This window comes from Luteibacter sp. GL_149 (assembly GCF_057834065.1).
The window spans coordinates 2,913,911-2,928,630 of record NZ_CM174395.1; the positions used below are offsets into that span (position 1 = coordinate 2,913,911).

At 62.4% G+C, this 14,720-nt stretch carries 10 protein-coding genes; 6 read left to right on the forward strand and 4 right to left on the reverse strand.

All coding sequences use genetic code 11. The features are described from left to right. The first annotated feature begins 65 nt into the window (after positions 1–65). Entirely contained in the window at positions 66–716 is a 651-nt protein-coding gene (locus AC3IR3_RS12915; RefSeq protein WP_132143816.1) for a response regulator transcription factor, read from the forward strand. A gap of 52 nt (positions 717–768) precedes the next feature. Here the strand turns inward: AC3IR3_RS12915 and AC3IR3_RS12920 are convergent, their stop codons facing one another. Genes AC3IR3_RS12920 through AC3IR3_RS12930 form a run of 3 tightly spaced genes read right to left on the reverse strand, consistent with a single transcriptional unit; the run spans position 769 to position 7,413 of the window. Continuing rightward, positions 769–4,050, reverse strand: coding sequence for a hybrid sensor histidine kinase/response regulator (locus AC3IR3_RS12920; RefSeq protein ID WP_489192656.1), 3,282 nt, complete (start codon positions 4,048–4,050; stop codon positions 769–771). Positions 4,051–4,066: 16 nt separating this feature from the next. Next, a complete protein-coding gene (locus AC3IR3_RS12925) occupies positions 4,067–5,110 on the reverse strand; it encodes an extracellular catalytic domain type 2 short-chain-length polyhydroxyalkanoate depolymerase (RefSeq protein WP_489192658.1) in 1,044 nt (347 codons plus the stop codon). Positions 5,111–5,124: 14 nt separating this feature from the next. Beyond that, positions 5,125–7,413: a TonB-dependent receptor gene (locus tag AC3IR3_RS12930; RefSeq protein WP_489192660.1), complete on the reverse strand. Its 2,289-nt coding sequence runs from the start codon at positions 7,411–7,413 to the stop codon at positions 5,125–5,127. Between the two features lie 176 nt (positions 7,414–7,589). On the opposite strand from AC3IR3_RS12930, the gene AC3IR3_RS12935 reads away from it, so the two are divergent. The 4 genes from AC3IR3_RS12935 (at position 7,590) to AC3IR3_RS12950 (ending at position 12,047) form a co-directional block, all read left to right on the forward strand. Further along, on the forward strand, positions 7,590–8,987 hold the full coding sequence (locus AC3IR3_RS12935; protein ID WP_489192661.1) for a GntP family permease: 1,398 nt from the start codon (positions 7,590–7,592) through the stop codon (positions 8,985–8,987). Between the two features lie 29 nt (positions 8,988–9,016). After that, positions 9,017–9,715 carry an alpha/beta fold hydrolase gene (locus AC3IR3_RS12940; protein ID WP_132143045.1) on the forward strand — a complete coding sequence of 233 codons (699 nt, stop codon included), beginning with the start codon at positions 9,017–9,019 and terminating at the stop codon, positions 9,713–9,715. Between the two features lie 197 nt (positions 9,716–9,912). Continuing rightward, a complete protein-coding gene (locus AC3IR3_RS12945; RefSeq protein WP_489192663.1) occupies positions 9,913–11,304 on the forward strand; it encodes a hypothetical protein in 1,392 nt (463 codons plus the stop codon). Beyond that, entirely contained in the window at positions 11,301–12,047 is a 747-nt protein-coding gene (locus tag AC3IR3_RS12950) for a hypothetical protein (protein ID WP_489192664.1), read from the forward strand. Before AC3IR3_RS12945 ends, AC3IR3_RS12950 begins: the two co-directional genes overlap by 4 nt. 51 nt (positions 12,048–12,098) lie before the next feature. On the opposite strand, the gene AC3IR3_RS12955 is transcribed toward AC3IR3_RS12950, so the two are convergent. Continuing rightward, positions 12,099–12,554, reverse strand: coding sequence for an ArsR/SmtB family transcription factor (locus AC3IR3_RS12955; RefSeq protein WP_489192665.1), 456 nt, complete (start codon positions 12,552–12,554; stop codon positions 12,099–12,101). A gap of 204 nt (positions 12,555–12,758) precedes the next feature. Here AC3IR3_RS12955 and typA point away from each other — a divergent pair, with 204 nt between their 5' ends. Further along, the gene (typA, locus tag AC3IR3_RS12960) at positions 12,759–14,588 is read left to right on the forward strand and encodes a translational GTPase TypA (RefSeq protein ID WP_489192667.1); all 1,830 of its coding nucleotides are present in this window, start codon (positions 12,759–12,761) and stop codon (positions 14,586–14,588) included. Positions 14,589–14,720: the final 132 nt, after the last annotated feature.

The following is a 14,720-nucleotide window of genomic DNA, read 5'->3' on the forward strand; positions in this document are numbered from 1 at the left end:
CGCCATCGTACGAAAGGGCCATGCCGCACTCGACGGCACGCGCCGCTGACGCTACCGTCGCGGCGATGAACCGACTTCTGATCGCCGACGACCATCCGCTGTTTCGCGCCGCGCTGCTTCAGGCAGCGGCGTCCGCTGTCGATGACGCCGAGCTGACCGAAGCCGCCGACCTCGATGGCGTGATGAGCGCCCTCGCGGCACAGCCCGACACCGATCTGGTGTTGCTCGATCTGCGCATGCCCGGAAGCCGGGGCCTGTCGGGACTGGCCGCGCTGCGCGCGCAATATCCGGGCGTAGCGGTGCTGGTCGTATCGGCCCACGACGAACCCCGACTGGTCCGTCGCGTCCTCGATCACGGCGCGGCGGGTTTCATACCGAAAAGCGCCGATCCGAAACAGATCGCCGAAGCCGTGCGCACGGTGCTGGATTGCGGCCGCTGGTTGCCGCCGGACCTCGCGCGCGCCATCGCCGCCCTGCCCGCCGATACGGCGGATTCCGCACTGGCGGCGAAGCTTGCGCGTCTCACCGAGCAGCAGTTCCGTGTGCTGTCGCTGTTGTCGGAAGGGTTGCTCAACAAGCAGATCGCGGATCGACTGTCGGTGCAGGAGCGAACGGTGAAAGCGCATGTGACGGCGGTGTTCGAGAAGCTGGGCGTGCGCAATCGCACGCAGGCAAGCGTGCTGTTGCGGTCGCTGGATCTTGGGGACGCGCTGTAGCACGGCATCCTTTGTGCTCTCTGTGGGAACAGGCAGCTTAGTCCGATGATCGTTACAACGCCCCAGCGAAGCGCTGCAGCACTTGCCTCAGCGCCAGCGGCTTCAGCGGCTTGTACAACACATGCCCGCCAACCTCCTGCAACCGCGCGCGCAACTCGCCGTCGCGATCCGCGGTCACGAAAATCGCCGGCACGTCGCCGAATCGCCCGCGCAGTACACCCAACGCATCGAGCCCGGTCCGCCCCGCGTCCAGATGGTAGTCGAGCACCAGAAGATCGGGTATTGCCGCATCGCCTTCGGGCACGCGCAACGCATCCACAGTCCAGCCCCAACGGCGCAACAGCGTCGCCGTCGCGGCAAGCGCGGAAGGATCGTTGTCCACCACGATCGCGTGACCCAGCGGCACGTCGGCCAGTACCACCGGCTCCACGCGCTCGACCACGCCGACCGGCGCCCACGGCACCGTGACGTCGAAAACGCTTCCCCGTCCAGGCCAGGAACGCAGGCCGATGGGATGACCGAGCAGGCTCGCGGTACGCTCGGCAATGGCCAGACCGAGGCCCAGCCCCTGCCCGGCCGCATGCTGTCCGCGACGGAAAGCATCGAAGATCAGCGAGCGATCTTCCGGCGCGATGCCGGGGCCGGTGTCCCACACCTCGATTCGCAACGCATCCGCCACGCGACGACAACCGAGCAATACCTGGCCGCCATCCGCGTAACGCAGCGCATTCGACAGAAAGTTCTGCACCACGCGCCGCAGCAATTGCGGATCGGTGCGCACCCACGCCAGGCTGGCCACATTGTCGAAACGAATGCCACGGTCGCTCGCCAGCGCATGGCACTCGGCAGCCAGCGGACCCAGCACATCGGCCAGCGGGACGTCGCGAATCTGCGGCGACAGCCTCCCGCCTTCGAGCCGTGCGATATCCAGCAAGCCGGCCAGCAGATTTTCGGTGGCGGCCAGCGCGCCGTCGAGATGCCTCGCCGTCTGTCCATCGCTGTCCGCACCATGGCGCAAGGCGTGCGCGAATAACTGCGCGGCGTGCAACGGTTGCAGAAGATCGTGACTGACCGCGGTCAGGAAGTGGCTCTTCGCTTCGTTCGCCTGCTTCAGTTCGGACGTCCGTTCGACGACGCGAAGTTCCAGCGTTTCGTTCGTTCGCTTCAGCTCGTCCTCGGTCTCGCGATACATCGTTACATCGGTAAACGTCGCCACGTAGCCGCCGCCGGGCATCGGATTGCCGCGAATCTCCACGACCGTGCCATCGGGAAAGCGACGTTCTGCCAGATGCGGCGAACCCGAACGCATCAACTGCATCCGCCGATCGACCCGCGCATCGATATCGCCGGGCCCGACCAGGCCGGCGACAATATTATGCCGGACCAGATCGGCCGCGGAACGCCCGACGTCCAGCAGTCCGCCGGGATAACCGAACAGCTCGGCATAGGGGCGATTCCACGCCACCAGGTTCAGCTCGCCGTCCACGACACAGATACCCTGGCTCATGGTTTCCAGCGCGGCTTCGAGTACTCGCTGGTTGAAGCGTAGGTCCTCGGTCGCTTCGCCGACGATGGCGGCTACCGTATCCAGCTCGTCCTGTCGTTGCCGCTGTACGACCTGAAGCAGCAGCCGCGCGGAACCCGCGCCGATCACCGCCGCCAGTTCGTGCTCGACGGCCCCCGCGCGCACGCTGCCCGCCGGACCGTGGGCCGGTGCGTTCGCGAATACGATGTCGACACGTTCGGTCGGAAGAAAGCGCGCCGCCAGTGCGCGCAGGTCGCCGGTATCCACCTCGCCCAGACGCGACGGCGGCGCCACTTCGCGACCGAAACGCGAATGCGCGACCAGCGCGATAACGGCGACATTCGCGCCCAGACTCAATACGACGGCGCGGCCGAGCCGGCTCCATTCCTCCAGTCCCAGCAAACGATCGGGCGCGAGCCAGCCAAGCCCGAACGGACCGTGGACGATCCAGTCCGGCGCATGCGCCGCCAGCGCCGGCAACAGCACGTAAAGCCATACCAGCGTTCCGACGGCGAGGCCCGAGGCCACGGCACGCGCGCCCGTCTGCGGACGATAAACGGCGACGATCAGTGCGGGGGCGAGTCCCGCCAGCGCGGAAAACGAGATGCCGCCGATATCGGCCAGGACGTCGTTGCCCGCCAGTACACGGCTATACGTCCAGGCCAGCAGAATGACCACCAGGATCGCCACGCGACGCTGGGAAATGACCTGGCCACGCAGGTCGCCGCGCTCGTCCCTGCCCCAACCGGCAAGCACGCGGACCGGTGCGATGAAATGATTCACCACCATCAGGCTCAGGGCCAGCGTCGCCACGACGACCATGCTGGTCGCGGCACTCAGTCCCCCCAGAAAAGCGAGCAAGGCCAGACCGTTCTGTTCGCGCGCCAGCGGCAAGGCCAGCACGTAAAGATCCGACGGTACGCCCAGCGGCGCCAGCGTGGCATCGCCAAGTCGCGCGAGCGGCAGGATCGGAAGCGAGATAAGCAGCATATAGGCCGGAAACAGCCAGCGCGCCGTACGCACGTGCCGCACATCGCGGCACTCGACCATGCCGGCGTGAAACTGGTGCGGCAGGGTAAACATCGCCAGCGCACCCAGCAGGATCAAGGCGGGAAAGCCGCCGGTATCGTGCACCGGCGGCACGACAACGGCGGGCAGTGCAGACAATACAGGCGCAGCACCGAACAGAAGCGTGCCCAACGCGAGCATCGCGCCGAGCTTGAACAACGACTCGAATGCCATCGCGAGCACCAGCCCGCGGTTATGCGCCATCGCCGAGGCGCGTCGCGTGCCGAACAGCATGGCGAAGGCGGCCATCAGCAGCGCGATATAGAGCGCGCTGTCCTGCCATGCCGGCGCATCGGGATGACGGCCGCGCGCAAGCAAACCGTAACTCATCGCCACCGCTTTCAACTGCAGCGCGATATACGGAACGATGCCGACGAGCATGACCACGGTCACCAGCGCCGCAAGACCGCGATGCCTTCCCAGGCGCACGGAAATCAGATCGGCGAGCGAACCGGCGTTGTAGTCGCGCGCGAGTACGACGAGCCGTCGCAGCACACCGACCGCCAGTACGTACATCAGGATCGCGCCGACGAAGGTCGGCGGCAGCCACCAGCCGGAGCGACTGGCCTGGGTCACCGTTCCATAGAACGTCCACGATGTGCAGTGGATCGCCAGCGACAGCGAATACACCACGGCCCAGCGCCGCTGGAACAGACCGGGACGACGCTCGCCGTAGAGCGCCACCCCGAACAACAAGCAAAGCCAGAGACCCGCGGCGGTCGCGACGATCCACGCGCTCATGAGCGCGTCGCCGGAATCAATGCGGCCTGGACACGCCCAACCCCACGAGCGCGTTCGTCAGCCATGTCAGCTGGACGCCTGCCCGCGAGTCGTAACCTTCCCCCGAATATCCCCACCAGTCCCAGCATGCCTGCGGATTCAATGGCGCGAAGACCGCGCGGGTCTGAGGATACAGGACGGCCACGTCGTACACGTCGGCCCAGCGATTGAAGCCCGCATCCGCGACAAACGCCTGTCCCACCGCATCGGCGTTCTGCTTGCAGCCATGCAGCGCGACCATCACACCGCAGGGTTTGCCGGCAAGGCAGTCCGGTGGCAGATAGATATAACCGGTGCTGGCAAGGAACGCGTCCTTGCCATCCGTCCGATAAGCATCCTGATCGAAGGGGCGGATCTCGCCCGCCGCCTTCCCCGCCTGCTTTCCCGGCTTGCCATACAGTTGAGCGAAGATCGCTCCGGCCGCGTCGAACCCGCAGTGCCCGAGATACGGCGCCACCGACTTTCCGCAATCGTCGCCAGCGGCACCGACCGGCAGGTTATGTGCGAAGGCGCGATCTCCATCGTCCACGATCGTCATGCCGGCAAGCGCCGGATCGCCCTTGCGCAACGCTTCGTAGAAACCCGCCGACGCATGGCCGACGACCGGAGCGACCAGCGCGTCTTGCGCACCGTGCAGCGCGTAAATCCGGGTATGCGCAAGCGCGCCAAGCGGACCGATCTCGCCTTTGCCGGCGCGTTCGCGAGCGCTCTTCGCCAGCGCGGCAACATCCGGCACCGGCGTACCCTTCATGCAGCTGCCCAGCGCGACATCGAGCTTGCCACCGGCACAACCATACGGCCCGCCGGCGACGAGCGCGGCGCCATGGAACACGTCCGGATACGCCATCTGCGCCTGCGTCGCCATATATGCGCCGGACGACAGTCCCGCCACCGTGACGCGCGCCGCGTCGACATGCAACGTGGGAAGCTTCGCGGGAGCATCGGCCGCCATCGCCGCGCCCGCCGATACGATTGCGACAGCGAATGCCGTCCGGCACATTGTCTTGAACGAAGGTTTCATCGTCGTTTCCCGCATCAGAAGTTATAGCGAACGCTACCGTAGTAATTGCGCGGCATACCGTAGTACGCGGTACGGATGTTACCGACGCTGGAGAACTCCTGGCCATCGGTCTTGTAGACCTTGTTGGTCGCGTTGCGCACGCCGGCACGAAGCTGCCAGTGGCCATCGCCGGAATCGAACACGCCGAACAGGCCAGCCAGCGTATAGGCTTTCTGGCTGAGCGCAGTGTAGTTGTCGACGCTGAGCCATGTTTCCGTGCGATAGGACGCATCGGCGCCCACCGTCAACGCGCCACCGCCGACGGAGAAGGTCTGCGATACCGCGATGCGCGAGGTCCACTTCGGCGAGAATGGCACATGGTCATGGAGGTGCGGGTTGTATTGCGGATTAGTGGGATCCAGCCGCGCGTCGTCGAACTTGTCGTACCTCGCGTCCAGATAACCGATCTGCGTACTCAGCTTCGTCCCGGTGCCGAGCAGCGCGACGCCTTCGACTTCGAAGCCATCCATCTTGAGCTTCGCCGCATTGATGACCGGGAACGCAAAAGTCGGCGTGAGCGAACCCGAGTTCTGGATTTCCGACACACGCGCCTGGAAATCCTTGTAGTCGCTATGGAACGCGGCGATATTGGCTTGCAGGCGATTATCGGCCGAACGCAGCTTCAGGCCAGCCTCATAGGTCCACACGTATTCTGGATCGAACTCGGGATTCTTCGCTTCGTTCGCGGCATTCGCGCGACCGTTGAAGCCGCCCGACTTGAAGCCGCGACTCGCCGAAATGTATCCCATCGCCTGCGGACTGAACTGCTTCTGCAGGCTGACCGTCGGCGTCCATGCACTCCAGGTCTTACTCTTGGCCAGTGCGACCGTTTCGTCCAGCGCCATGAAGGGAACACCCCAGAATGTGCTGGTCGTGCGGTCGTAGTCCTTGCTTTCGCGGCTGTAACGCAGGCCGGCGGCGAGCGTCCAGCTCGGGGTGAACTCCCAGTTCACGTGACCGAACGCCGCATAGCTCTTTGTCGTCAGATCGTCGTCGATGCTGCGCAGGAACGTGATCTTCCGGCCGGCCAGCGCGAACAGGTCGTCCGCGTACGCATACTGCGTCGACGGCACGTTCTCGCGCAGGAAGTACGCGCCGAATACCGATTGCAGGTTGCTTCCGTTGTCGAATGCCAGCTGGAGTTCCTGACTGACCTGCTTCTGCCGGAAGCCGACGAATACGTCGCCCAGCTGGTATTTGGATGCATCGATGTCGATATACGAATTGCTGTCGAGCTTGCGGATGGCGGTGATGCTTTTCAGATTCCACTGGTCGGACAGACGCCAGCTCATGTTCAGCGCCGCGCCCTTGTGGGTCAGCTTCTGGCCCTTGTCCGGATCGAACGAGGTTTCCGTGTGGAAGTTGTACTTCTCGTCCAGGTTCGGGCGCAGCAGCACGACCGGCCCACGCGCCAGATCGGTCTGGGTCAGCGGCGACACCGGCTGGCCCAGCGTCAGGGCCGTATCCATCTTCGTATAGTCGAGCGTCAGAACGCCGTCGAACGTTTCCGACGGGTGATAGCGCAGCTTGCCGCGAATCGACTTCGTGTCGTCGTCGTTATAGCGATGACCTTCGTTATCTTTCACGTAACCGTCGTTACGCGTGATTGCGCCGGCCAGCGAGGCCGACCATGCGCCGTCCTTGCTCAACGGCGTCGAACCGTAGAAACGCCCTTCGCGACGACCATAGTTCCCGAAGGTCGCTTCGACCGAGCCCTCCGGCGTCGTTCCCGGATTCTTCGTGACGACCTTCACCGCGCCGCCAGTGGAGTTCTTGCCGTATAGCGTGCCTTGCGGACCGCGCAGCACTTCGATGCGATCGACATCGAACAGGCTGATCAGCGCGCCCTGAATACGCGAATAGTAGACATCGTCGACATACATGCCGACGCCGGGATCGAAAGTCTGCAGCGCGTCTGGCTGACCGATGCCGCGAATGAAGATATTGACCGACGAGGACGAACCGCGGCCCTGCACGATATTCATATTGGGCACGGCGCCCTGCAGGCCATCGATGCTGGTGGCCTGCAGGTCTTTCATATCGTCTTCGCCGAACGCGCTGACGGCGACGGGCACTTTCTCCATCGACTCGTCGCGGCGGCGCGCGCTTACCGTCACTTCGGACAACTGCGTCGCGCTCTGCTGTTTCTTCTGCGCCTCGGTGGAGGTGGCGGACGGCGCGGCGGCATCCTGCGCCGCGGCGGGCAGCGCGCAGACAAGTCCAAGTGCCAGGCCGATCGCGAACGTCAGCGGTGTGTGCTTCATGGTTCCCCCGGGTACATCGAAAGTCGACGCCCCCTTGGCGCCGTATGACATGAAGCATAGGTAGGGGGCGTACGCGTTCACACTTGTACCTTGGTACAGTGCCGCGCCGCACGCCCCCTGCGGATACTCGCCGCCGAAGTCGCGCTTCGTACGCGACGCTTAAGGACGAGAGTCTCGTGGCATTGCTGATCGTGCTGGCCGCCCTGGCCTTCCTCATGCTGGTCGCTTATCGCGGCTATAGCGTGATCCTGTTTGCGCCCGTGGCCGCGCTGGGTGCCGTGCTGCTGACCGATCCGTCCCTGGTCGCGCCGATGTTCACCGGCTTGTTCATGGACAAGATGGTCGGTTTCCTCAAGCTGTATTTTCCCGTCTTCATGCTCGGCGCCGTCTTCGGCAAGCTGATCGAATTGTCGGGTTTCTCACGCGCTATCGTAGCGGCGACCATCGGCCTGCTCGGCGAGCGCAGGGCCATCCTTTCCATCGTGCTCGTATGCGCGCTGCTGACCTATGGCGGCGTCTCGCTCTTCGTCGTGGTCTTCGCGGTGTATCCGTTCGCGGCGGAACTGTTTCGCCAGGCAGGCATCCCGAAGCGGCTCATTCCCGGCACGATCGCACTCGGCGCGTTTACGTTCACGATGGACTCGCTGCCCGGCACGCCGCAGATCCAGAACATCATTCCCACCGGCTTCTTCGGCACGAATACCTGGGCCGCGCCATGGCTCGGACTGCTTGGGTCGGTTTTCATTCTCGTCGTCGGCTTGCTTTATCTGGAGCACCGCCGTCGTGCCGCGGCGGCCGCAGGCGAAGGCTATGGCGAATCGCTGGTCAACGAACCGGTTGCTTTTACCGGCGAAAAACTCGCCCATCCGCTGCTTGCCCTGCTGCCGCTGGTGCTTGTGGGCGTGGCGAACAAGCTGCTCACCCTCGCGATTCCCAGACTCTACGGCTCAACGCAGTCGTTCATGCCGACCGTGGTCGGTGCATCGGCGCCCGTCGTGCAGGAGGTGTCGAAAGTCTCCGCGATCTGGGCCGTCGAGGGTGCGTTGCTTATCGGCATCGCGGCCGTGTTCGCCTTCGCATGGAAGCCGGTCGTGACCCGTTTCGCCGAAGGCAGCAAGGCAGCCGTCGGCGGTGCGTTGCTTGCGTCGATGAACACGGCGTCCGAATACGGTTTCGGCGCCGTCATCGCCGCGTTGCCCGGTTTCCGGATCGTGGCCGATGCACTGCATGCCATTCCCAATCCCCTGGTCAACGAAGCGATATCGGTCACGGCGCTGGCCGGCATCACCGGGTCGGCGTCGGGTGGCATGAGCATCGCACTCGGCGCCATGGCCGATACGTTCATACATAACGCCGAAGCGGCTGGCATTCCGATGGAAGTGCTCCACCGCATCGCGGCCATGGCATCGGGCGGCATGGACACCCTGCCCCACAACGGCGCGGTCATCACGCTGCTGGCTGTCACCGGCCTGACCCATCGCCAGTCTTACCGCGACATCTTCGCGATCACCGTGATCAAGACGCTCGCCGTCTTCGTCGCGATCGTCGCCTACTACGCGCTTGGAGTCGTCTGAACGAGCGCACCAACCGGAGGTACGTCAGCATGCGTTCCCTACGTCGTCTGTTTTCCGCGCTTCTCGTTCTTTCGCTCATCGGCACAGGGAGTGCCTATGCCGCCTGCGTCGACAATGTCGTGCTGGTCCATGGCAATACCGGCAAGCCGACCGATTTCCAGGCCACGCACGATCTGCTCGTGCAACGCGGCTATACCGAGTCGCAGATCTTCGCTCCAGCATGGGGCAACGCCTTCTGCGCCGCATGCAACGATCACAAAGGCACCGAGGAAACACCGGTCGAGAATGCCATCGTCGACGCGCTGGCGTCCTCGTGCACGGGCAAGATCGACGTCATCGGTCACTCCATGGGCGCGACGCTCGCCGCACGCGTTATCGATCGTATCGGCGCATCCACGTCGGTAGACGCGTTCATCGGTATCGCGGGCGCATTCCGCGGCCTGTGGAGCTGCGGCACCTATCCGTTCAACGTGGCGACCACGACCTGCGGCAGCTGGGGTCTTTCGGTCAACAACCCCTTCCTCAACGGTATTTCGGGACACAAGTTCGGCGCGCGCATGTACTCGTTCAAGTCGTATGCCGACGAGATCAACTGTTACGGCGGCGTATGCCTCGTCTATGGCGTGCACACCTCGCAGATTGCCGGCGAGACGGCGAGCTACACCTTCCCGTATGGCCATTACGGGCTGCTCTGGTATACGGCGACGCAGCAGGTGAATTTGCTTTAGCAGGGACGCATGACTAACGGCGCAGGGATGCGCCAACTACCTACGAACCGAGGCGAGTAGGAGCACGTCACCGTATAGCTGCCGCCTGCCGACGCAAGACGTGGGGACAACTAATTTCATCGAGCCGCAAAGGCTGGCGATGCATCGAGCGCTGAATACGCTCGACGATGCTCCGCCAAATCCACGGGAACCATTCGATGAAACCCAGGGCATTTCAACTGCTTATCGTAGCGGCACTGATAGCCACTGCGCCAAATTCTCGAGCCTCGCATGGACATACATCGTTATCGAACGCATCCGCAACGGCCGAAGCGACTGATGTCATCGATCGCGCCGTAGCAAACAATGCGCCGATCAAAACATTCCAGCTGCCTATGCCGCTGCATACGAAACAGTCAGTTGCAGAGCAGAAAAATCTCGCCAGACGAATTCAATCCGCAGGCAAGGTCGATTCGGCGAAGGTCCCGGCGCCGCTCGATGGATGTGACGAAATTGCTGTCGGTAGTCTGTACAGCGCCCCCACTGCGCCCACCGGCAGCATTCGATGCTTTCAGTTCGTCGCGGAATCGTCGAAGAAAATAACGGCCTATGTAAGCGATCTTCCCGGTGGCGAACGCCATGATGCCTACCTTTTCAGGATCGCAGACGACGGAACGTGGACCACACTGGATAGCCAAACCGGCACCGAATCTTTCAAGCTGGTACAAACCATTACTTCAGAGCCTACGCGCGTTCTTTTCGTCATTGACGCGCAGTCAGGCGAAGGTGGCTCGGATTTCAGATTCCAACTTCTGGAATCGGGGAAATTCGACCAGTACGAAGCAAACGATTCTCTGGCTCGCGCAACGCCATTGACAGGCAATCATCATCTTCAGGCAACACTCGATACGCCTGACGATTTTGACTATTACGCAATTACCCCACCTGCGGCGCAGACCGTAACGTGGATTACGTTCACCGGTGCCCCAGGGCAAACCACGGAAGTACTTGTCGATGGAACATGGAGAACACTTCCTCCAGACCAAAAAAAGCCCATTCGGTCGATAAGTGGGCAACCCATCAATCTACGAAGCTATAGCCCAACTTCTGCGGCCACAGCGGCAGCCCCATATGTGATCCACATGAGCGACCCAACCAATAAAGGTGGGGTGTACAAACACACTAGCAGTGAGCAGTTGAGCGGCCTCGCGCCCGGCCCATTCACGGCCGCCCGCGAAATCGACGTCGGCGTTACCGTATGGGACAAGTCAGGCAATGTTACGCAGCCCGCAGGTGAACACGTCACCATCGAGGTCTATGACTCCGATGGCACGCGAGATTCCGCAGTTCTTCTCGCCAGGATGGAAGGTCTTACCGACGAAAGCGGATCGTTTGAAACGAAACTTCCCATTGGAAAGTGCCGAGGCCCCGGCATACTCGGGCCGCATCGTTTCGCCACATTCTCCTACCCCGCGGAATTCTGGGATATCACCTACGCCCCGAACGCGTTCGTCATCGTCAAAACGGATAACGACGAACCCATTACATGGCCAGGCATTGTCTTCTTCACGCATATTTGTGACGAACAATATCGGGGGAACCGCCCATGAAAATCGATTTCTCCCCATCCGTAAAGACGCCCTTCGAAACACCGCGAAACAGTCATGTAATGGAATCACAGCTGAGTGGAGATGACGCACCCGGAGAAATCCTGTCAACGCCTTCGGTGCCAACGTTCGACGCCCACGAGAGTTTCATGGCGTACTTTCAATCCATGGTCGAAACCGGCAAGTCATTCGCCCGCTTTGCCGAGGTCTTTTCGACACGGCTGGACGAGATCGGCGTCAAGCGGCCTTACCTGGCCGATGCGAAGTTCGACGTCGTTGTCGAGAAGGGACGTCTTAAGATCGTCGATACTGAACTATGGGGCGATGTTCAGTGGATCGAAGACCAGCTTAATGCCGACCCCGACCTTGCCCGGCTGGCTGTCGAATTTAACCAGCAGGTGGTCAAGGCATACGATACGCAGAGCGGTGGTCGCGATGAGCAGGGCGCGCTCATAGGCCATGGCAAATTCGGCATACAAGGAAACGGGTCCATCGACTATGCGGGGCTAGAGACAACCATCGATGAATCCGTAAAGCTACGCTCTCTTCTGAAAGAAGCGCGAGCCGCTGAAGTGGACTACGACCTGAGCATGCGCATCGACCCCGATAGCCATCCGCCAACCTACTCCGACGCTGGATTGCTGGTTCAGAAATACCTTCGGGGAGCGATTACGTCCTACGGAGGTGATGGGACAGTCGGCAGAACAACCGGCACATCCCATTTCACCATGCGTTTTCGCGCTTAGAGCTACCGGTCCCGATGCCCGCGATGGCATCGGGACCGGTCGCGACGTTATCTATACCGATAACTTTGACGATACGGTGACCTGGCTTTCGTCTTGATTGCCGATAAGTGGGGTGTCTGAGGCAATCTGGTTTTCGCGCGCAGGCGCGCTCCCACAGAGAGCGCCTACGGAGTTCGCCGCCCTTGTCCTATCGTTCATATCGTTTAGGGTGTCGAGCCTGCCGCTCCAGAACCGTTCGTAATGACACAGCCATTCCATGCCCGCGTGCATTGGCGTGGCGTCCAGCTCACACAGATGGGTCCTTCCCTGCACGCGGCGCACGAGGAGTCCGGCCCGTTCGAGTACCTTCACGTGCTTGGACGCCGCGGCGAGCGACATCTCGAAGGGAGCGGCCAGTTCGCCAATGCTGACGGGGCCGAGCGCCAGTCGCGCCAACATCGCGCGGCGGGTGGGATCGGCCATCGCCGCGAAGACGCAGTCGAGTTGCTGCCCGGGATTATCAACCATAAGGTTGAATATCTGCCGCCAGCCCTCTTTTGTCAACCAGTCGGTTGAATGTCTCGACGCCCCCCCCGTGGCGCCCCGTCCCATCGGCCTAAACCCCATGAAAACCGCGTTCTCAACGTGTCATGCGAAAGTTAGGGAAACCCTTTATAATCGGCGGCTTCCCAATCCAAAGAGGTGCACCGGCTCAAGGCTGGGGCATACCCGATGTCAATCGAAAACCTGCGCAATATCGCCATCGTCGCTCACGTTGACCATGGCAAGACCACCCTCGTCGATCAGCTTCTTAAGCAGTCCGGCACGCTCAACGAGCGTACGGTGCTCGCCGAGCGCGTCATGGATTCGAACGACCAGGAAAAGGAACGTGGCATCACGATCCTTGCCAAGAACACCGCCATCACCTGGAACGGTAACCGCATCAACATCGTCGACACCCCGGGGCATGCCGACTTCGGCGGCGAAGTCGAGCGCGTGCTGTCGATGGTCGACTCGGTGCTGATCCTCGTCGATGCGATGGACGGCCCGATGCCGCAGACCCGCTTCGTGACGCAGAAGGCGTTCAACATGGGCTTCAAGCCCATCGTCGTCGTCAACAAGATCGACCGCCCGGGCGCCCGTCCGGACTGGGTCGTCGACCAGGTGTTCGACCTGTTCGACAAGCTCGGCGCCACCAATGAGCAGCTCGACTTCCCGATCGTCTACGCCTCGGCCCTGAACGGTTACGCCAGCCTCGAACACGAAGCCCGCGAAGGCGACATGACGCCGCTTTACGAAGCGATCATGAAGCACGTCAGCAAGCCGGACGTCGATCCGGAAGGCCCGTTCCAGATGCGCATCAGCCAGCTGGACTACAACAACTTCGTCGGCGTGATCGGTATCGGCCGCATCCAGCGCGGCAAGCTCAAGAAGAACATGCCGGTCAGCGTCGTCGGCCCCGATGGCAAGAAGCGCCAGGGCAAGGTGCTGCAGGTGCTCGGCTTCATGGGCCTGGAGCGCGTGGAAGTCGAGGAAGCCGAGGCCGGCGATATCGTCGCCATCTCGGGCATCGCGGACCTGGGCATCTCCGATACCGTTTGCGACCTGAACACCCCGGAAGCGCTGCCTGCACTGACCGTCGACGAACCGACGATCAGCATGACCTTCCAGGTGAACAACTCGCCGTTCGCCGGCAACAAGGACCACAGCGGCGGCAAGTTCATCACCAGCCGCCAGATCCGCGAGCGTCTCGACCGCGAAAAGCTGCACAACGTGGCCCTGCGCGTGGAAGAAGGCTCCGATCCGGATAAATTCCTGGTCTCCGGCCGTGGCGAACTGCATCTGTCGGTGCTGATCGAGAACATGCGTCGCGAAGGTTACGAGCTTGCCGTGTCGCGTCCGGAAGTCATCGTCAAGGAAATCGACGGTGTCCTCATGGAGCCGGTCGAGCAGGTCGTGGTCGACGTCGAAGAAGTCCACCAGGGCGGCGTCATGGAAAAGCTGGGCATCCGCAAGGGCCAGCTGAAGAACATGGTGTCGGACGGCAAGGGTCGCGTTCGTCTCGATTACCTGATTCCGGCTCGCGGCCTGATCGGCTTCCAGAACGAGTTCAAGACGCTGACGCAGGGCTCGGGCCTGCTGTTCCACACGTTCGATCATTTCGCTCCGAAGGAAGCGGGCGCCATCGCCAAGCGCCAGAACGGCGTGATGATCGCCAATGCCCCGGGCACCACGCCGGCGTATTCGCTCGGACCCCTGGAAGAGCGCGGCAAGCTGTTCGCCGCCGAAGGCGACAACGTGTACGAAGGCCAGATCATCGGTCTGCACTCGAAGGACAACGACCTCACGGTCAACGCGATCAAGACCAAGCCGCTGACCAACATGCGCGCCTCGGGTAAGGACGATGCCATCAAGCTGACTCCCGCCTTCAAGCACACGCTGGAGCAGGCCCTGGACTTCATCGAGGACGACGAGCTGGTCGAAGTCACCCCGAAGGAAATCCGCATCCGCAAGCGTCACCTGACGGAAGGCGATCGCAAGAAGAATTCGCGCGGCGGTTGATGCGCGCTGGATGAAGCGATAAGGAAAAGCCCGGCGAAAGCCGGGCTTTTTTGTTGCGCCGCGATACCTTGTTGTAGGAGCCCGCTTGCGGACTCCTACAAACCACACGCGGGCTCCTGGCATTTGCGATGC

What these genes read in the sequence shown, in the direction of transcription:
- AC3IR3_RS12915 (WP_132143816.1), top strand. Translation starts at nt 66, where the DNA reads ATGAACCGACTTCTGATCGCCGACGACCATCCGCTGTTTCGCGCCGCG.
- AC3IR3_RS12920 (WP_489192656.1), bottom strand. Translation starts at nt 4,050, where the DNA reads ATGAGCGCGTGGATCGTCGCGACCGCCGCGGGTCTCTGGCTTTGCTTG.
- AC3IR3_RS12925 (WP_489192658.1), bottom strand. Translation starts at nt 5,110, where the DNA reads ATGAAACCTTCGTTCAAGACAATGTGCCGGACGGCATTCGCTGTCGCA.
- AC3IR3_RS12930 (WP_489192660.1), bottom strand. Translation starts at nt 7,413, where the DNA reads ATGAAGCACACACCGCTGACGTTCGCGATCGGCCTGGCACTTGGACTT.
- AC3IR3_RS12940 (WP_132143045.1), top strand. Translation starts at nt 9,017, where the DNA reads ATGCGTTCCCTACGTCGTCTGTTTTCCGCGCTTCTCGTTCTTTCGCTC.
- AC3IR3_RS12945 (WP_489192663.1), top strand. Translation starts at nt 9,913, where the DNA reads ATGAAACCCAGGGCATTTCAACTGCTTATCGTAGCGGCACTGATAGCC.
- AC3IR3_RS12950 (WP_489192664.1), top strand. Translation starts at nt 11,301, where the DNA reads ATGAAAATCGATTTCTCCCCATCCGTAAAGACGCCCTTCGAAACACCG.
- AC3IR3_RS12955 (WP_489192665.1), bottom strand. Translation starts at nt 12,554, where the DNA reads ATGGTTGATAATCCCGGGCAGCAACTCGACTGCGTCTTCGCGGCGATG.
- typA (WP_489192667.1), top strand. Translation starts at nt 12,759, where the DNA reads ATGTCAATCGAAAACCTGCGCAATATCGCCATCGTCGCTCACGTTGAC.